This is a genomic window from Phocaeicola sp. ICN-14070 (assembly GCF_037892625.1).
In the GTDB taxonomy this organism is placed as follows: Bacteria; Bacteroidota; Bacteroidia; order Bacteroidales; family Bacteroidaceae; genus Phocaeicola; species Phocaeicola plebeius.
The window spans coordinates 45,704-61,079 of record NZ_JBBKBF010000015.1 but is presented as its reverse complement, the minus strand read 5'-3'; the positions used below and the strand labels follow the sequence as shown (position 1 = coordinate 61,079).

At 43.8% G+C, this 15,376-nt stretch carries 14 protein-coding genes; 3 read left to right on the top strand and 11 right to left on the bottom strand.

Annotated elements, in window-relative coordinates; translation table 11 throughout:
• Window positions 1-253: 253 nt before the first annotated feature.
• The 4 genes from WKT20_RS06540 to WKT20_RS06525 all read right to left on the bottom strand — a co-directional run bounded on the left by WKT20_RS06540 (window position 254) and on the right by WKT20_RS06525 (window position 6,737).
• The gene (locus WKT20_RS06540) at window positions 254-2,149 is read right to left on the bottom strand and encodes a RecQ family ATP-dependent DNA helicase (RefSeq protein WP_340417054.1); all 1,896 of its coding nucleotides are present in this window, start codon (window positions 2,147-2,149) and stop codon (window positions 254-256) included.
• Between the two features lie 6 nt (window positions 2,150-2,155).
• Window positions 2,156-3,877 (bottom strand): single-stranded-DNA-specific exonuclease RecJ, encoded by a 1,722-nt coding sequence (recJ, locus tag WKT20_RS06535; protein ID WP_340417053.1) that lies wholly within the window; start codon window positions 3,875-3,877, stop codon window positions 2,156-2,158.
• A 234-nt stretch (window positions 3,878-4,111) separates the two neighbouring features.
• On the bottom strand, window positions 4,112-5,305 hold the full coding sequence (locus tag WKT20_RS06530) for a C1 family peptidase (RefSeq protein WP_022053188.1): 1,194 nt from the start codon (window positions 5,303-5,305) through the stop codon (window positions 4,112-4,114).
• 40 nt (window positions 5,306-5,345) lie between these two features.
• Entirely contained in the window at window positions 5,346-6,737 is a 1,392-nt protein-coding gene (locus WKT20_RS06525) for an aminopeptidase P family protein (RefSeq protein WP_117702301.1), read from the bottom strand.
• A 134-nt stretch (window positions 6,738-6,871) separates the two neighbouring features.
• Here WKT20_RS06525 and WKT20_RS06520 point away from each other — a divergent pair, with 134 nt between their 5' ends.
• Window positions 6,872-7,729 (top strand): patatin-like phospholipase family protein, encoded by an 858-nt coding sequence (locus WKT20_RS06520; protein ID WP_007562728.1) that lies wholly within the window; start codon window positions 6,872-6,874, stop codon window positions 7,727-7,729.
• Window positions 7,730-7,772: 43 nt separating this feature from the next.
• On the opposite strand, the gene rny is transcribed toward WKT20_RS06520, so the two are convergent.
• From rny to WKT20_RS06505, 3 genes are all read right to left on the bottom strand, one after another.
• Complete coding sequence (rny, locus tag WKT20_RS06515) at window positions 7,773-9,308, bottom strand: ribonuclease Y (protein WP_007562727.1); 1,536 nt, start codon at window positions 9,306-9,308, stop codon at window positions 7,773-7,775.
• A 102-nt stretch (window positions 9,309-9,410) separates the two neighbouring features.
• Window positions 9,411-9,716, bottom strand: coding sequence for a cell division protein ZapA (locus WKT20_RS06510; RefSeq protein WP_117702300.1), 306 nt, complete (start codon window positions 9,714-9,716; stop codon window positions 9,411-9,413).
• Between the two features lie 24 nt (window positions 9,717-9,740).
• Window positions 9,741-10,034, bottom strand: coding sequence for a hypothetical protein (locus tag WKT20_RS06505; protein ID WP_117702299.1), 294 nt, complete (start codon window positions 10,032-10,034; stop codon window positions 9,741-9,743).
• A gap of 209 nt (window positions 10,035-10,243) precedes the next feature.
• Here WKT20_RS06505 and queD point away from each other — a divergent pair, with 209 nt between their 5' ends.
• Both queD and WKT20_RS06495 read left to right on the top strand, forming a co-directional pair.
• Window positions 10,244-10,576, top strand: coding sequence for a 6-carboxytetrahydropterin synthase QueD (gene queD, locus WKT20_RS06500; protein ID WP_117702298.1), 333 nt, complete (start codon window positions 10,244-10,246; stop codon window positions 10,574-10,576).
• The gene (locus WKT20_RS06495; protein WP_118165566.1) at window positions 10,563-11,108 is read left to right on the top strand and encodes a 7-carboxy-7-deazaguanine synthase QueE; all 546 of its coding nucleotides are present in this window, start codon (window positions 10,563-10,565) and stop codon (window positions 11,106-11,108) included. The genes queD and WKT20_RS06495 overlap by 14 nt, the downstream gene beginning before the upstream one ends.
• 323 nt (window positions 11,109-11,431) lie before the next feature.
• On the opposite strand, the gene WKT20_RS06490 is transcribed toward WKT20_RS06495, so the two are convergent.
• From WKT20_RS06490 to WKT20_RS06475, 4 genes are all read right to left on the bottom strand, one after another.
• Window positions 11,432-12,163, bottom strand: coding sequence for a LytR/AlgR family response regulator transcription factor (locus tag WKT20_RS06490; protein WP_117702296.1), 732 nt, complete (start codon window positions 12,161-12,163; stop codon window positions 11,432-11,434).
• Window positions 12,160-13,236 (bottom strand): sensor histidine kinase, encoded by a 1,077-nt coding sequence (locus WKT20_RS06485; protein ID WP_117702295.1) that lies wholly within the window; start codon window positions 13,234-13,236, stop codon window positions 12,160-12,162. Before WKT20_RS06485 ends, WKT20_RS06490 begins: the two co-directional genes overlap by 4 nt.
• Before the next feature lie 141 nt (window positions 13,237-13,377).
• Window positions 13,378-14,598 carry an ABC transporter permease gene (locus tag WKT20_RS06480; RefSeq protein WP_118165568.1) on the bottom strand — a complete coding sequence of 407 codons (1,221 nt, stop codon included), beginning with the start codon at window positions 14,596-14,598 and terminating at the stop codon, window positions 13,378-13,380.
• Between the two features lie 23 nt (window positions 14,599-14,621).
• On the bottom strand, window positions 14,622-15,368 hold the full coding sequence (locus tag WKT20_RS06475; RefSeq protein WP_007562709.1) for an ABC transporter ATP-binding protein: 747 nt from the start codon (window positions 15,366-15,368) through the stop codon (window positions 14,622-14,624).
• Window positions 15,369-15,376: the final 8 nt, after the last annotated feature.

Here is a 15,376-nt window from a genome sequence, read left to right as displayed (position 1 = left end):
CTTCTTTCATTTTATGAGGTGATTTTTTAGTTATCCGGCTACAAATATAGCTCCTTTTTTTTGAAGTAGTAAAATATTTGACTATTTTGTAGGGAGAAACCTGTGCTTTCATTTGAAAGCGGAGGGGGAAATTCTCAGTACTTCCGAAGGAGTACTCCAGTACTTTCAAGGAAGTACTCGAATACTTTCGGGGAAGTACTTCAGTACTGCCTAAGAAGTACTGAAAAGTAACAATAGGTTTATAATGAGTGTGTTAGAATTTCAGGTAACCGTTCTCTTGCCGGATGATTTCCTCGGAAACTAAGTAGGATACCACTTTAATCAGGTGGTTTTCAGGCACTTGCATTTTGTCTTTTATCTCTTGCAACGAAAGCGGATTTTCTTTCAGTAACGCTTGCAATTGCTGACTGATGGATTCAAATTCTCCCGACTTTAGGCCGGACTGATGTTGTTGCAGGCATATGTCACACTGCCCGCAATTGTGCTCGTTCTTTTCGCCGAAATAGCGTAACAGCATTCGGCTTCGGCAGCGGTTTTCGCTTTCTGCATATTCTATCATGGCGTTGATACGCTGCACATAGCTTTCTTTTCTGTCTTCATAGACTTCCTTACTTAAATAAACGCGTTCCGTTTCTTGTCTTTCGCGCGTATAGATAATGTAAGGTGTCTTTTTTGCGGGAATATAATGCAGAATATGCTGCCGGCTCAGCGAGAGCAGAGTTTCATAGATTTGCTGTTTGCTCAGTCCCGAACGGGTTGACAGATTGTCTTCACTGATATAAGCATAGTCCGTGAAAAGTCCGGTGTAGCTTCTCAGGAGGATACGAAGCAGTTTTTCTGTGTCTTCGCTTTGTTCGCGGATGCGGTACAGTTCTTCCTTGGTGATGGTAAACATGATGCGCGAGGCATTGTCCTGCTCATCGGTATATTCCAGATAGCCTGCGCGAGTCAGGATTTTCAAGGCACTGTCGGTCTGTACGGGAAAATGCTTGAAATTACGGCAGAACTCATCGATGTTGAACGCGAAGGTGCAGCCTCTTCCGTCTCCCATGGCCATTTGGTAATAGAAGTTGATGTCTTCGTAAATCTTTCGGATGTAGCTTTTTTCGGGGAAGGTGTCGCTAACCCGCTGTTTGAGTGTGATTTTATCGCGGGCACAGAACAGCAGTACGGCATAGGCTTTCATGCCGTCTCTTCCTGCTCGTCCGGCTTCCTGAAAGTAGGCTTCGGGCGAGTCGGGCACATCGGCATGGATAACCAGGCGCACGTCCGGTTTGTCGATTCCCATACCAAAGGCGTTGGTGGCTACCATTACACGGAATTCTCCTTTCAGCCAAGCTTTTTGTCGGGAATCTTTGGTCTCATCATTGAGTCCGGCATGATAAAAAGTGGCTGTGATGTGGTTTCGGTTCAGGAACAGAGAAATCTCTTTCGTCTTTTTCCGGTTGCGGGTATAGACAATTCCCGACCCGTTGACGCGTTGCAGGATATGGAGTAGTTCACTTTCCTTGTCTTCTGTATGGCGTACTACATAGGCCAGGTTTTTCCGCTCAAAGCTCATGCGGAACACATTTTCCTGGCGGAACTGAAGGCGTTGCTGGATATCACTGACCACTTCCGGAGTGGCAGTGGCCGTCAGTGCGATGACGGGAACACCCGGGAGCAGCTGACGTATATCCGCTATTTTCAGGTAAGCAGGGCGGAAGTCGTATCCCCATTGTGAAATGCAGTGTGATTCATCTACGGTGATGAGGCTGACATGCATGCTGCGGAGTTTGATTTGAAAGATTTCGGTGTCCAGTCTTTCCGGAGATACATAAAGGAATTTGTAGTTGCCGAAGATGCAGTTCTCCAATGCGATGACAATCTCTTCGCGCGTCATGCCGGAGTAGATGGCGGTTGCCTTGATGCCCCGTTCGCGCAAGTTTCTCACCTGGTCTTTCATCAGGGCAATCAGAGGGGTAATGACCAGGCATAACCCTTCTTGGGCGAGGGCGGGCACTTGAAAGGTGATGGATTTACCACCACCTGTGGGCATGAGTCCCAATGTGTCCCGGCCTTCGCCTATGCTGCGGATAATGTCTTCCTGTATGCCTCGGAAATTGTCATATCCCCAGTATTGTTTCAGGATTTTTCGGTAGTCAGTCATGAGCCGCTAACCTCGACTGGGCTTGATGTCTTCTATCTGTAGTTGGATTTCTCCCCGCTTATGGGTATTTTCCTCAATGGTATAACAGATGTTGAACGACTGTTTGGTCTTGATGTAACGCACCTGTGAACTTTGTCCGAAAGCGATACCGTTCATGACGTTGTTCGACTTGTTGTCCACCAGTTCCAGTTTGATGTGTTCCTGATCTCTTCCTACCACCTTGCTGGTACCATAATCGTACACATTCAAGGTTGCAAAAACAGGCTTGTGGTTCTCCGGACCAAATGGGTTGAACTTCTTCAGGTCGAAGAAAAACTTCGGAGTGATGTCTCTGAAGTCCAGCTGTGCATCAATCTGGATGGTAGCGTTAGTCTGCTCCGGAAGAATGTGGTTGGTCACGTATTCTTCAAACCGTCTGGTAAATTCCGGCACATTTTCCACCTTCATGGATAAACCGGCCGCATAGGTATGTCCGCCAAAATTCTCCAGCAGGTCACGGCAATGTTCTATGGCTTTGTATACATCGAAGCCGGAAACAGAACGTGCTGATCCCGTAGCCAGGTTCTCGGTACGTGTCAAGACCACGGCAGGACGGTAGTAGATTTCCGTCAGACGCGAAGCGACAATTCCGATGACTCCCTTGTGCCAGTCCTCATTGAAAATCACGATAGACCTTCTTTCAGACAAGTTGGACAGGTTATCCACGATTTTATAGGCCTCTTCTGTCATGTTCTTGTCGAGGTCCTTACGCGTTTCGTTGTAGCTGTTGATGCGGTTGCTCTTTTTCAATGCAGAAGCAAAATCCTTTTCAATCAGCAAGTCGACCGCTTCCTTTCCGTTTTGTATTCTTCCCGAAGCATTGATGCGGGGACCTATCTTGAATACGATGTCGCTCATCGTAATTTCTTTTTCAGCCAGTCCGCATACATCAATAATGGCTTTCAGTCCGATGCTGGGGTTGGCATTGAGCTGACGCAGTCCGTGATAGGCCAAAATACGGTTTTCACCCATAATAGGTACAATGTCGGATGCGATGCTGACCGCTACCAAATCGAGCAGGGGGGTAAGCTGATGAAACTCGATGCCGTTGTTCTGGGCAAAGGCTTGCATAAACTTGAATCCTACTCCGCAGCCAGACAGGTGTTCGTATGGATACGTAGAATCCGGACGCTTGGCATTCAGAATGGCGGCAGCAGGAGGAAGTATCTCATCGGGCACATGATGGTCGCAGATAATGAAATCGATGCCTTTTTCTTTGGCGTAACTGATTTCTTCTACCGCTTTAATACCACAGTCCAGTACGATGACCAGTTTTACTCCGGTAGAGTAAGCATAGTCGACTCCCTTTTTTGACACACCATACCCTTCATTATATCTGTCGGGGATATAATAATCGATGTTCGAGTAGAACTGTTGAAGAAATTTGAAAACAAGGGCGACAGCCGTAGTGCCGTCCACGTCATAATCTCCATACACCAGGATACGCTCTTTTCGTCCCATGGCCAGGTTTAGGCGTTCCACTGCCACGTCCATGTCGTTCATCAGGAACGGGTCATGGAGGTCATTAAGCTGAGGGCGGAAAAACCGTTTGGCCTCTGCGGCAGAATGGATACCTCTTTCCTGCAGTAGCTTACATAAAATAGGACTGATGCCAATCTCTCTGGAGAGGGCTCTGGCAGCTTCTCTTTCTTGAAGTGTTGGAGGTTGATAGTTCCATTTGTAGTTCATTTATATATGTTTTTTCTTTTTTTTCTTTTCGGGTGGGGTTTCGCCAGTCTGCCGGTTGTAAGCCTGTACGACTTTGTTGCAGTAACCAAATCGGCAAAACTTGTAATTGGATAAAATCTTCTTATCCACTTCAATCCGTAAAATTAGTAAAAAGAAAGAAAAAAGCGGCTCATTCCATCTTAAATTTATGGAACGAGCCGCTTTTTATTTATAATTAGTCTATATAATAGGACCTTAGAATCCTAATTTTTTTGCGATGTGTGCAGGGATTGCTTTCTTGTTCACCAGGATGTTCATGGTTTTGTATTTGGCAAAAGCTTTAGATGCATACCAGATACCTTTGTACTTGCCGCTTAATCCCCATGAGTTTTTCACCATGTAGTATTCTTTGCCGTTCTGGTCTTTAGCGATACCGTAGATAAGCATTCCGTGGTCATCGGTAGTTTCCCAGTTGTCGAATGCTACCTGACGCATTTCCTGAGTCACTTCAATTTCAGGAAGCGGTTTGCTGGTCAGTTCCTTGCGCTTGTCTGCTTTGCTCAAGCCCAGCCAGTGTGCCATATCTGAACCAGTCAGTTCGGCTCCTTTTTCTGCATTCGGACATACGGCAATACCGTCGCGGGTAAATCCTTCTTCGCTGACATCAGCTCCCCATGCGAAAGTATATCCGTTGTTGATGGCATTGTCCATCACTTCCATCAGTTCATCGATAGGCAAGTTGTAAGACAATGCATTGCGCCAGTTGTCCTGTACCTCGATGCTGAAGGTCTGGTAGAAAGGATGATGTGTGTAAGAAGTCAGTGATACATAGTCGTTCATATTCAGTCCAAGCACTTCATCTGCAAATGTTCTCGGAGTGTAAGTCTTTCCTTTGTAAGTAAATTCTTTTGGACATTCTCCCAGGTAAGTATCGTAAATGGCTGTTACGCCTTTTTTCCATACCGGACTCAGTTTGCTCTGATTGCCTTTTCCAATAGCTTGTACGTATGCTCCAGCTACCGCATCCAGCTCATTGTGGTTAGGCAGTGAGTCACCGTATTCGATACCCGGCATTACGTCCTGAGGAACCATACCGTAATTCTTGTAGCAGAAAACGATGTCTTCAAAGCTTCCGCCCGGTGAGAACGAAGCATCTCCGTGATAGCGTACATAGTTTACCGCACGGTCTTCCATGGTTTTGTGCACTACAAACATTTCAGAAAGGTCAAATTCTCCTTTTCCTTCACGCAGCAATTCTGATTCCAGAAATCCAAGGCTGGAGAATGACCAGCATGTACTTGAACGATTCTGGTTCTTTATGGAAGTAATAGGGTTTTCTTTTACGGTTGTAAATACGAATCCTTCTTCAGCTTTGTCTTTCTTCGGATTTTTTGCATAGATGTTACCAAAGCAAAGTCCTGCAACAGCTACTAAAATTAGTTTGTTCATTGTTTTGATCTTTATGGTTATAGGGTTAATAAATACGTAATTATTCATTCATGATGGCTTCTACCTCATCAAACGTGATGGGGATACGTTTTTCGCCCAGGAATCTGGATCCGTTTTCGGTAATCAGGATATCATCTTCCAGACGGATACCTCCGAAGTCCTTGTATTTTTCGATTTCATCGAAATTCAAGAAATTGGTGTGTAGTTTTTCTGCCTTCCATTTATCAATCAGGGCTGGAATAAAGTAGCATCCCGGTTCATCGGTAATGACAAAACCCTTCTGGAGTTTTCTTCCCATACGGAGCGAAGCCAGTCCGAACTGAGTGGATGGTTGTACTTCTTCGTCATAGCCTACGTAACACTGGCCTAAGTCTTCCATATCGTGTACGTCCAGTCCCATCATGTGTCCCAATCCGTGCGGCAGGAATAAGGCATGAGCGCCTGCAGCTACAGCTTCATCGGTATTTCCTTTCATCAAGCCCAGTCCTTTCAGCCCTTCTGTAAGTACCTTACATACTTCCAGGTGTACCGACTTGTATGTCACTCCTGGTCGTGCCAGTTCCAGTGCCTTGTCATGGCAGGCAAGTACGATGCCGTAGATGTCACGCTGGCGACTGGTAAATTTTCCTCCTACAGGGATTGTACGGGTATGGTCTGAACAGTAATAATTCATCAGTTCGGCTCCTGCATCCGTCAGCATTAGTCTGCCTTCTTGCAAGATGTGACTGTGGTCGTGATTGTGCAGGGTCTGTCCGTTTTGCGTAAGAATAGTGGCAAATGAAACCATTCGTCCGTAAGATGAAGCGATACCGTCAAGCACTCCGGCTATGTATTGCTCGGATACTCCCGGTTTGCACAGACGCATGGCTGCCGTATGCATTTCATATCCTACGTTGCAGGCCTTGTCGATTTCTGCGATTTCACATTCTTCTTTTACTGAACGCAGTGATACGACCGCCTTAATCAGTTCAAGAGAAGCGTGCTGTTTAGTCATGGATGCCCGGATACCTGTCAAATCTTCCAGCAGCATCATATTATCGTAGCGATAGGGAGGGAGGAAGTGGATTTTTCTTCGCTGAGCGATGGCTTTTCCCACTATTTCTTTCAACATATCGAAAGGATAGCTTTTCTCAACTCCCACCTGTGCCGCCAGTTCTTTTACACTGGGTTGCGGGCCCATCCAGATGATGTCGTCCATGTCGACATCATTTCCAAAGAAATAATCTTTGCCATTGTCTATGTCGATGATGCCGGCATAACCCGGGTGTGAATGTCCGAAGAAATAGACAAAAGAACTGTCTTGTCTGAACTTGTATGTGTTGTCGGGGTAGTTGGCCGGTGCTTCATTGTTTCCTAAAATAAGAATGATACCGTTGCTCATCTTTTCCCGCAGCGCATTCCGACGTTTTTGATAAGTAAGAGAATCAAACATAGTTATTTCTTTTTGATGTAATGTTTGTGAAAATAATGTTGCAAATGTAGTAAATAAAATAGAAAAAATGGCTGCGGTGTAATGGAAAAACATATATTTGCAATTGCCAAGATTACTTTAAAAACTGAGGTCGTATGAATCTGGATTTACAAAAAACAGGGTTGGTTCTCGAAGGAGGAGGTATGCGAGGGGTGTTTACTTGTGGAGTCTTGGATTTCATGATGGATCACCACATGCAGTTCCCTTATGTGATAGGTGTGTCAGCAGGAGCTTGTAACGGATTGTCGTATATGTCTCATCAGCGGGGGCGGGCAAAGTTTAGTAACATTGATATGCTGGCAGAATATCATTATATTGGGTTGAAATACCTCTGGTATCAGCATAGTATTCTGGATCAGCATTTGCTTTATGACTTGTTTCCCACCAAGATTCTTCCCTACGATTTTCAAGCCTATTTTAATAATCCTGCCCGTTTTGAGATGGTAACGACCAATTGCGTGACGGGAAGGGCTTGTTATCTGGAAGAGAAAGAAAACAGGGATGGCTGGAGACTGGTGGATATTGCCAAAGCTTCCAGCAGTCTTCCGTATGTTTGTCCGATTACATACGTGGACGGGCGTCCTATGCTCGATGGAGGTATTGTCGATTCTATACCTGTCTTGCGGGCCATGAGTCAGGGCTATGAAAAGAATGTAGTAGTCCTCACTCGTAACAGAGGCTATCGTAAGACTGAAAAAGATATTCGGGTTCCCCGGTTCATTTATCGCCGTTATCCACGGTTGAGGTTAGTGCTTAGCCGACGCTGTGCGGTATACAATGAGCAGTTGGAGATGGTCGAAAAGTTAGAGGATGAAGGACGTATCATCGCGATTCGGCCGGAAAAGAAAGTGGTGGTGAATCGTATCGAGAAGGATATCAAGAAGCTGACTGAATTATATGAAGAAGGGTATGCTTGTGCGGAGAAAGTGTTGGCACCTTATTTGAAAGTATAGAACATAAAAAAATCCGGAATGAACTTCCGGATTTTTTTATTGTTTATTTTGCGAAGCTGACTGCACGGGTTTCACGGATAACCGTAATTTTAACTTGTCCCGGATAAGTCATTTCGTCCTGAATCTTCTTGGCGATTTCAGTTGACAAGCTTTCTGTCTGTTTGTCGTCAATCTTGTCGGCACCTACAATGACACGCAACTCACGACCTGCCTGAATAGCATAAGTCTTGGTTACACCCGGATAAGACATGGCCAATTGTTCGAGATCATTCAGACGTTTGATGTAAGCCTCTACAATTTCCCGGCGTGCTCCCGGACGTGCACCAGAGATAGCGTCACATACTTGTACGATAGGAGCCAAAAGGCTGGTCATTTCCACTTCGTCGTGGTGTGCACCAATGGCATTGCAGATATCTGCTTTTTCTTTGTACTTTTCAGCCAATTTCATACCCAACAGTGCGTGCGGCAATTCCGGTTCTTCATCGGGCACCTTACCAATATCATGCAGCAGTCCGGCACGTTTTGCTTTTTTCGGGTTCAAACCTAATTCCGAAGCCATTACTGCACACAAGTTGGCTGTTTCACGTGCATGCTGCAAAAGATTCTGTCCGTATGAAGAACGGTATTTCATCTTACCGATGATACGAATCAGTTCAGGATGCAGTCCATGGATACCTAAGTCGATTGTAGTACGTTTACCTGTTTCAATGATTTCGTCTTCCACTTGCTTGCGTACTTTTGCTACCACTTCCTCGATACGTGCCGGGTGAATACGTCCGTCAGTTACCAACTGGTGCAAGGCCAGACGTGCAATTTCACGGCGTACCGGGTCAAAGGCTGAAAGTACGATTGCTTCCGGTGTGTCATCCACCACAATTTCTACACCTGTAGCGGCTTCCAGTGCACGGATATTACGTCCTTCACGTCCGATGATGCGTCCTTTGATCTCATCCGATTCAATGTGGAATACAGTGACAGAGTTTTCAATGGCAGTTTCAGTAGCCACTCTCTGAATAGACTGAATTACGATACGTTTCGCTTCACGGTTTGCAGTAAGCTTGGCATCGTCCATGATGTCATTGATGTAAGACTGCGCCTGTGTCTTCGCTTCTTCTTTCAGCGATTCTACCAAGCGTTCTTTCGCTTCTTCAGCCGACAAGCCTGAGATTGTTTCCAGTTTCTCTCTTTCCTGTGCCTGAAGATTATCTAATTCCTCTTTCTTCTTTTCAATGATTACCAGCTGAGCGTCCAGATTTTCTTTGATAGCTTCTGTTTCATTGCGTTTACGCTGAAGCTCTTCGTTCTTCTGGTTGAGCACCATTTCGCGTTGCTTTAACTTATTCTCAGCTTGCTGGATTTTCTGATTACGCTGGGCAACCTCCTTTTCCAAATCCGCTTTTTTATTCAAGAATTTTTCCTTTACTTCCAGAAGCTTGTTTTTCTTGATTACTTCAGCTTCAGTTTCTGCTTCTTTGATAATTGTGTCATATTTTGTCTTTAAGCCGTACTTAAAGAATCCATACGACAATGCCCCTCCCACCAGGAAGGCCACAATTGTTAGTATTACTGTCGTCAACATTATAATTAATTTAAGTATATAAATAAAAAACGCATAAACTTATCCGTTGGGAAAATCCCTTCGAATAAAGCTTATGCGTGAATTTCCTGTTATAATATCTTTCTATAAACCTTCGCCCCGGTCAGGTCGGATACATCTTTCAATATCCTCTTCCAGTTCTTTAAGTTTTTCCATATAAGGTCGGGTGTCATTTCTTCCTTTCATGGATATATTTTCATACGCCAAATCAAGTGCTACCATCTTCCAGTGTTGTATACTGTTGAATTCAGGAAAAGCACTGCGATATTTATTCAGTTTATAGTTAATCTGTTTGGCAGCTTCCCGATAACCTTCCTCTTCCGCAGGGAGTATGGACACAGGATACCGTTCGTTGTCAATTAGTAGATTAAATCTCTTTTTTTCGTCCATAAAAGTATATACTTTACCGCATTGTTATTCATTCAGCAAAGCGATGCATTTATCGACTTCACGCACAAGTTTCGCCAGTCTTTGTTTCGTATCGCGGAGGTCATTGTCGTTGATACTGAGTATGCGGGCGTTTTTCAAGTTGATATACTTGGCTTCCAATTCTTTATTATTACATTCCAATTGGGCTATTTCTGCATTTTTTCTGTCAATTTCATTTCTTAATGAGAGGTTTTCTTTTTTCAACTCTTCATAAAGAAACAGCAATTGTCTGAGTTTGCCTTCGAAAGTATGTAACAGTTTTTTGTCCTCTTCCGTCATTCGTATATCAAAAATGTGTATACAAATATACTGTATTGGTTGGAAAATCAAAAATATTTGTTGTGGATTTTATTAAAATTTGTGAGATTTCGTGGCAGTCAAATCTTTGTACATGGATTTTTTCTATCTGATAATTCTTTTTACCTTTGTCGTAGCATTGAGGTGACATTAAATGCAGAGTTTTTTAAATATTTAAAAATCAAAATGTTATGTATACAGTCATTAAACGTATGGAAATTTCGGCTTCACATAATCTGAAACTTTCTTATGAAAGTAAGTGTGAAAACCTGCATGGTCACAATTGGATTATCACCGTATATTGTCAGGCTGAGCAATTAAATGAAGATGGTATGGTGGTAGATTTTACGCATATAAAAGAAGTTGTAAAGGGACAGCTTGACCATAAGAACCTGAATGATGTGCTTCCTTGTAATCCAACAGCCGAAAATATTGCCCGTTGGATTTGTGAGCGAGTACCCCATTGTGTGAAGGTGGAAGTGTGTGAGTCTGAAGGTAATCGGGTGATTTATGAAAAAGATTAACGAGATATTCTATAGCCTTCAGGGGGAAGGCTTTCATGTGGGTACACCTGCTGTCTTTGTCCGTTTTTCGGGATGTAATTTAAAATGTGAGTTTTGTGACACGCGTCATGAGGAAGGAGTCATGATGTCGGATGAGGAGATAGTGGAGAAAGTCTGTCAATATCCCTGCAAGACGGTGATTTTGACAGGAGGTGAGCCTGGACTTTGGGTAGATGAGGATTTAATTGCTGCATTGCATAAAGCTGGAAAATTCATTTGTATTGAAACGAATGGCACATGTGTGCTTCCTGAATCGATAGATTGGGTTACCTGTTCTCCCAAATTAGGTGCACCGTTACGTGTCAATCGTATAGATGAGGTAAAAGTAGTTTTTCTTGGTCAAGATGTATCTCCTTATCTTGAATTAAAAGCCTCATTTTATTTTTTGCAGCCTTGCTCTTGCCGCAATACGGCAGAGGTTGTAGAATATATTAAGTCGCATCCTCAATGGCGTCTAAGTTTGCAGACTCATAAATTGATAGATATTCCTTGAGGAATTTTTGTGCAATTTGTAATCGTATTTCAGCCTTTTTTCTTGTTGTTTTTTAACATCATTCTGCTCGGAATTTGTTAATAAATATATTTTCCTCCGTTTCGATTTTGTATAAAAAAGATACTCCCGCTGAACACTTTCAGCAGGAGTATCACAACACAAAAACTAAACTAGACTTAACTAAACTATTCTAAAGGAAGTTTCACAACTTCCGTCTTTATTATGTACGACACAAATATAGGGTTTAGATTGATTGTATCCAAAGAAAAACCGTAAAAAAAAACGATTGTTTCAAAAAAAAAGGTTGAAAATGCAACAAAAACTCAAACAGTATGTTTATTAACATAATTTTGGAGCTCCTGTTTGTAGCTGTCTGATATTGGAATGTAGTCTTTTCCGAAAACAATTCTCCCTTTTTCTATAATTTTTATTTTTTGTTTTTGCACGATAAAAGAGCGATGAATTCGGATAAACCGATTGGCTGGCAGTTTGTCCTCCATCATTTTCATGCTGACCAGTGAGAGAATGGGGCGTGGATTATCTTCCAGATGTATTTTGATATAATCCTTCAGTCCTTCAATGTAGAGAATTTTATCCAACTCGATTTGAATCAGCTTATAATCGCTTTTTACATAGATGTACTTCAAATCCTCGGAAGACTGGATTTCACCAGATGATGTTTCTGCTTTCTGCCGGAGTTCAAACCACTGAACAGCTTTGTTGACAGCAGTCATAAAATCTGTATAGCTGATAGGTTTGAGTAAGTAGTCAAGGGCATTTACCTTGTAGCCATCCAATGCATATTGCCCGAAAGCAGTTGTAAAGATGATACGTGTACTTCCAGGAACGATTTTGGAAAACTCCAATCCGTTCAGTTCCGGCATCTGGATATCCAGAAAAATAAGGTCTACCGGATGGTCTGTCAATAATTCCATTGCCTGAATGGCACTGGAATATGCACCGCACAATTCGAGCGATGGTGTTTTCTTTACGTAACTTTCCAGCAGGCCGAGTGCCAGAGGTTCATCATCTATAATCGCACATTTTATAATCATGGCAGTATCTTTTTATTGGTGTCAGGAATTTTTATAGTCAGTATGGAACTGTATTCTTTTTGATCCGGACTTATTTGCTGATGCCATTCATAATGTCCGGCATACAATAGTTCTAGTCTTTTTCGTACCTGTTCCAGTCCGATGCCTGATCCACTTTTGTCCGTTGAATTTTTGGGATAATTGCTGTTGCGTATCACACAATGGATTTCATCTTCCTTTTCCGTCAGCGAAATGTCTATAAAGCTGGGTTCGGTAGGAGAAATTCCATGTTTGAAGGCATTTTCAATGAGCGAAATGAATAACAGCGGAGCTACCGGACTTTGACTGTCTGGTCGAATCTGAAAGTTTGTATTGATTTTGACAGCGGACGACACCCGTATTCGCATGAGTTCAATGTAGTTTCGGATAAACTCTACTTCTTTGGTCAGTGGAACAAATGTTTCCTGATTGTCATATAAAACGTAACGCAGTAGTTTGCTCAGTTCTTGAATGGCCTGTTGTGCCTTTTCGGTGTCAAAAGCCGTCAGAGCATAAATATTATTCAGCGTGTTGAGCAGGAAGTGCGGATTCAGCTGGTTTCGCAGGTTCTTCAGTTCTGCTTCAGTCCGGCTTTTGACTGCTTCACGGCGTTCCAGTTCTGTGGCACTCCAGCGCAGGCTCATGCGGATGGCTACACTTAATCCTACAGTGAAAATCATGCTCGTGATATCCCTTATATAAAATATGTATTGGGGAGGTAAATGAGGGCGTCGTGGAGCCGGGGGAGGAAAGGCAATGATGTTGTGCCAGTAACGCAGTCCGATGGACACAACGAAGATGAGAAGAATATTTAGTAAGATATACTGTCCGGTATGTTCTTTAAAAAGAATTTTTGGAATCAATAACAGGTAGTTGATATAAAAGATGATAAAGAAAGAAAGAGATACACCAGAATGGTTGATAAACTCTCTCCAGTCGATACTGCCGCTGTCATCTTGAGTGAAGAACAGTGGAAATCCGAAAAACAATCCCCAGCATATAATGTGGATTGTCAATTCAAGTAAGCGGTGTTTGTTGTGAGTTATATGAACCATGTGGAATTGATTTAAGACAAAGATACGATTTTTTTAATAAAAGTCCGGCTACCTCAAGCGGTTTATGTTGGGGAAACATTCACTGCTGAATGGCAGCCGGACAGGAAACCAAAGTTATGAAGAACAAAGTAGTTCCGTTATTTATTCATAGCGTAATGCTTCAATCGGGTCAAGGTCGGCCGCTTTTTTAGCCGGATACCAGCCGAAGAATACGCCTGTAAATGTACAGACGGCAAATGAGAGCAATACGTTCCAGGGCTGGATAAAGACAGGCCAGTGAGCCACACTCTTGATGATGAAGCTGGCACCGCAACCCGAGATTACTCCAATCAGACCTCCGGTGATGCTGATCAGGATAGATTCTATCAGGAATTGTGACAGAATATCGATTCCTCTTGCACCCACAGACATACGAAGTCCGATTTCACGTGTACGTTCCGTCACACTTACATACATGATGTTCATGATACCAATACCACCCACTACCAGTGAAATTCCGGCAATGCACGCCAGCAGGGTAGTCATCAAGTCGGTTGTGGTATTCAGCATGGAACTAAGTTCCTGTTGTGTGCGTATGGTGAAATCATCATCGTCTGCTTCTTTCAGTTTGTGTTCACGTCGTAAGATGTTCGTAATTTCATCTACAGCTTCTTCCGTCATGTCTTCCGTCAAGGCTGAGGCAAAAATGCCACTCAGGTAAGTTTGTGCCAGCAAACGTTTCATTACGGTGGTGTAAGGAGACAATACCACATCGTCCTGGTCCATACCCATAGAGTTGTATCCTTTGGACTTCAGCACGCCTACTACCCGCAAAGGTACCTGGTTGCAGCGGATAATCTTTCCAATCGGGTCCTGACCGTCGGGGAACAGGTTGTCTACAATTGTTTTACCAATGACACAGACTTTGGCAGCCGTACGTATATCCTCTTCTGAGAACATTTCACCTTGTTCTACGGTAAGCTGGCGAATTGTCAGGTAGCCAATGCTGACCCCGCTGACAGAAGAAGGGTAGTTGTTGGAGCCCGAAATCAACTGTCCGGAGGCAGATACATTCGGACTGATGGCCGACAAGTACATGCACTCGTCGCGCAGTGTTTCATAATTTTCCAGTTTCAGTGTCTGCATGCTCGAAGGGTCCTGCCGGACTCCACCTCTCATTTCAGCTCCCGGATGAATCATAATCATGTTGGAGCCCATTTCAGAAATCTGTTTCTGGATGCTTCGTTTAGAGCCTTGTCCGATGGCCAGCATGGCAATGACAGAGGCCACACCGATGATGATTCCCAACATGGTCAGGAATGCACGGAGCTTGTTATTGGCCAAAGCTCTGAAAGCTATTTTAAAAAGGTTTGTTCCGTTCATAAGTCATTTCTTAATTAGTCACGTCAATCGTCGTCGTTTTTCGGCAGGGCAGCTAATGCTTCTGCAGCTGACAGAATATGAGGGTTGGTCACGTCTTCAATGACATGTCCGTCACGCAGGCGGATATTCCGGCTGCTGTATTGTGACAGTTCCGGATTGTGTGTCACGAAGATGATGGTACGTCCTTCCTGATGCAGTTTCTGGAAAAGAACCAGAATTTCAAATGAGGTACGTGTATCCAGATTACCGGTAGCTTCGTCTGCCAGAATTACCGCCGGATTGTTGACCAGTGCGCGGGCGATGGCCACACGCTGCATCTGTCCTCCTGACATCTGGTTGGATTTATGTTCCAAGCGGTCAGCCAGTCCTACAGCTGTTAAGGCCTCAATGGCACGCCGACGACGCTCGGCTGCACTGACTGAGCTGTTGTACATCAGAGGAAGTTCCACATTTTCTACGGCTGTAGTTTTCGGCAGCAGGTTGTAGTTCTGGAATACAAATCCGATTTTCCGGTTACGCAGTACTGCCCTTTGTGGCTTGCTCATGGTGCGTACGGATACTCCGTCGAGCAGATACTCTCCGCTGGTGGGCGTATCCAGACATCCCAAGGTGTTCAGCAAAGTAGATTTTCCTGAACCGGATGTTCCCATAATGGTGACGAATTCTCCTTCCTGTATGCTGAATGAAACTCCGCGCAAGGCATGGACCGTTTCGTCTCCCACCTGGAAATTCCGTTTGATATTTTGCAATTCTATGACAGTCTTTTTCATAAGAGTAT